General features: G+C 68.1%; 4 protein-coding genes. All 4 read right to left on the bottom strand.

Going from position 1 to position 2,999, the window contains the following annotated elements:
* A partial coding sequence (locus EOA23_RS33145) for an ATP-binding cassette domain-containing protein (RefSeq protein WP_127307162.1) occupies positions 1 to 243 on the bottom strand: 243 nt, incomplete at its 3' end.
* Positions 240 to 1,250 (bottom strand): ABC transporter ATP-binding protein, encoded by a 1,011-nt coding sequence (locus tag EOA23_RS33140; protein WP_189341806.1) that lies wholly within the window; start codon positions 1,248 to 1,250, stop codon positions 240 to 242. The genes EOA23_RS33145 and EOA23_RS33140, both read right to left, overlap by 4 nt.
* Positions 1,247 to 2,077 carry an ABC transporter permease gene (locus EOA23_RS33135; RefSeq protein WP_127307161.1) on the bottom strand — a complete coding sequence of 277 codons (831 nt, stop codon included), beginning with the start codon at positions 2,075 to 2,077 and terminating at the stop codon, positions 1,247 to 1,249. The genes EOA23_RS33140 and EOA23_RS33135 overlap by 4 nt, the downstream gene beginning before the upstream one ends.
* The coding region (locus EOA23_RS33130; RefSeq protein WP_145966567.1) for an ABC transporter permease at positions 2,074 to 2,999 on the bottom strand (926 nt) is incomplete at its 5' end. The genes EOA23_RS33130 and EOA23_RS33135, both read right to left, overlap by 4 nt.

Here is a 2,999-nt window from a genome sequence, read left to right as displayed (position 1 = left end):
GGCGCGCAAAGCGGCGCCCGACAAAGCGAGGAAGTCGCCGCCTTCGAAGGCGATGCGGCCGGCATCGGGCTCAATCAGCCGCAGCACCAGCCTTGCAATGGTCGATTTGCCGCTGCCGGACGGGCCGGCGAGCGCCAGCGTCTCCGCCGGGCCGACTTCGAAGGACACCTCGTCGACTGCCGCGAAAGGCTTGCCGCCGCGATGATAGCGCTTGGTGAGATTGGAGACGGCAAGCAGGCTCATGCCGAGATGCCCTGTCGGTCAAGCAGCGGCTCGGCGTCGAGGCCAAGATGAGCGTCGAGCAAGCCGCGCGTATAGGCATGCTGCGGCGCGTTGACGATTTGATTGGTCTCGCCGAGCTCGACCAGTTCACCATGGCGCAGCACCGCGATGCGATTGGCGAGCGAGGCGGCGAGCGCGATGTCGTGGCTGATGAAGATGAGCGCCATGCCATCCTCCGTGACCAGCCTGCGGATCAGGGCGGCGATCTCGGCCTGGACGATGGTGTCGAGCGCGCTGGTCGCTTCGTCGGCGATCAGGAGTTTCGGTCCGGCGGCGATTGCCGCAGCGATGGCCACTCGCTGCTTCTGCCCGCCGGAGAGCTGGTGGGGGTAGGCGTGGAGAGCGGCGTCGGGATAGGGGAGGCGGACGCGTTCGAGCAGGGTTTTGGCCTTGGCGATGGCTTCGCGCCAAGTGAGGTCGAGATGGGTGCGCGCCACCTCGGCGATCTGCTTGCCGACTGGCATGACCGGGTCGAGACTGGAGGAGGGATCCTGGAAGACAAAGCCGATGTCACGGCCGAGGAGGGGGTGGCTTGTGGCAAGTGCGGACGGTTGGCGATCCTTCGCCCCCCTCTCTGTCCTGCCGGACATCTCCCCCTCAAGGGGGGAGATTAGCTCGTGATCTCCGCCTTCGCCAATTTTCGAGGTTGCAAGAAGAGAGCCAGCGACGGAGCTGCCAATCTCCCCCCTTGTGGGGGAGATGTCCGGCAGGACAGAGGGGGGCGCGAAGGAATGAGGCGCTTGCGATTTCGGTATCTTCCAACTGATGGTCCCGCCAATCTCGGTACCCCGCGCCAACAACCCCACGACTGCCAGCGCCAGCGTGCTCTTGCCCGAACCGCTTTCGCCGATGATCGCCAAGCGCTCGCCTTCGAGAACGTCCAGGCTGACGCCCTTCAGCGCCACCACCTCGGCGCCGTCGCGCCGATAGGCAACTCTCAGATCGCGAATGGAAAGCAGCGCGGTCACGACAGGCTCCTGCGCACCGCGGTGCTTTCCACCACGCCCTCGCCGGCGAGGTAGACGCCGAGCACCGTCAGCACGAGCGCGATGCCGGGTACGACCGACAGGAACGGCGCGGTGCGCAGCACGGTGCGTCCCTCGGCGATCATGCCGCCCCAGGTGACGCGATTGGGATCGCCGAGGCCGAGGAAGGAAAGCGCGGCCTCGGTGAGGATCGCAGCCGCGACGATCACCGAGGACAGCGCCAGCACCGGCGGCAGTGCGTTGGGCAGCACCTCGCGAAAGGCGATCTCCAGCGGGTGCATGCCGATGACGCGGGCGCCGGCGACGTAGTCGCGTTCACGGATCGACAGCACTTCCGCGCGGGCGACGCGCGCGGGTCCGGTCCAGGCGCTGAGCGCGATCGCCGCGACGACCGCGCCCAGCGAAGGCCCGACGATGCTTACGAAGGCGAGCGCCAACAGGAAGCTCGGCACGGTCTGGAAGGCGTCTGTGATGCGCATCAGCACCTCATCGACCAGCCCTCCGGCGAAGCCGGCCAAGGTGCCGACCACGGCGCCGATCAGGAGCGCGGCGGCAGCCGCCGCCAGGCCGACCGCCAATGAGGTACGGGCGCCGTGGAACAGCTCCGCCAGCACGTCGCGGCCGAGCCGGTCGGTGCCGAGCGGCAGCCGCCAGCCCTGGAAGGGCGGCAGCAGCGCCGGGCCGGCGATCGCCTGCGGGTCGCCGGGAAAAAACAGCGGCGCGGCCAGCGCCATGACGACGAGCAAGGCGAGGATCGAGGCACCGGCGATCGCTTCCGGCGTGCGGAAGAAACGGCGCAGGCGGTTCATGCGCTTGCCTCGCCGGCGCCGACGCGCGGATCGAGGATAGCGTAGGCGAGGTCGACCAGAAGGTTGATGAGGATGACGAGGACGGCGCTGACTAGGATGATGCCGAGCAGCAGCGGCGTGTCGCGTCCGGCGACGGCCTCCTGCGCCAGGCGGCCGAGGCCGGGCACGGCGAAGACGCTTTCGATGACGACGCTGCCGCCAAGCATCTGCGCCGATTGCAGGCCGAGCATGGTGACCAATGGCAGAAGGGCGTTGCGGGCGACATGGGCAAGCACGACGCGGCGGCGGGGCAGGCCCCTGGCGCGGGCGGCGAGGACAAAATCCTGCCGCCAGGCCTCAGCCATGCCGGCGCGCATCATGCGCAGATAGAGCGCGAGATAAATGAAGCCGAGCGCCGAGACCGGCAGCACGAGATGGATGGCGATGTCGGCGGCGCGGGAAAATCCGGTTTTGCCGGAGGCGATGGTCTCGATGCCGCCGATCGGCAGCCAGCGCAGGTCGACGGCGAAGACGACGATGAGCATGAGGCCAAGCCAGAAGCCGGGCACCGCATAGAGCGCCAGCGAGCCGATCGACAGGAAGCGGTCGCGGAAACTGCCGGGCGCAGCACCTGCATAGATGCCGAGCGCAGAGCCAAGGCCGAAGGAGAGCGCGGTGGCGCTGCCCATCAGGACCAGGGTGGTCGGCAGGCGTTCGAGGATGATCTCGCGGATCGGCCGCGAGAAGGTAACGGACTGGCCGAGGTCGAGGTGCAGCAAGGCCCAGAGGTAATTGGCGAGGCGGGTGAGCTCCGACTGGTCGAGGCCCCAACGATGGCGCAGCAGTTCGATCATGCCGGCGTCGCCGCCGGTCGAGACGATATAGGCGTCGACCGCATCGCCCGGAGCGGCTTCGAGGAGGAGGAAGCTGCCGATGACGACGA

Source organism: Mesorhizobium sp. M2A.F.Ca.ET.042.01.1.1, assembly GCF_003997405.1.
In the GTDB taxonomy this organism is placed as follows: domain Bacteria; phylum Pseudomonadota; class Alphaproteobacteria; order Rhizobiales; family Rhizobiaceae; genus Mesorhizobium.
Note: the sequence above shows the minus strand (reverse complement) of the source record. Positions and strands in the feature narration are given on the sequence as shown.

Bases quoted from the DNA above. Each gene is read 5' to 3' on its own strand.
- EOA23_RS33135 (WP_127307161.1), bottom strand. From the start codon at position 2,077: ATGAACCGCCTGCGCCGTTTCTTCCGCACGCCGGAAGCGATCGCCGGT.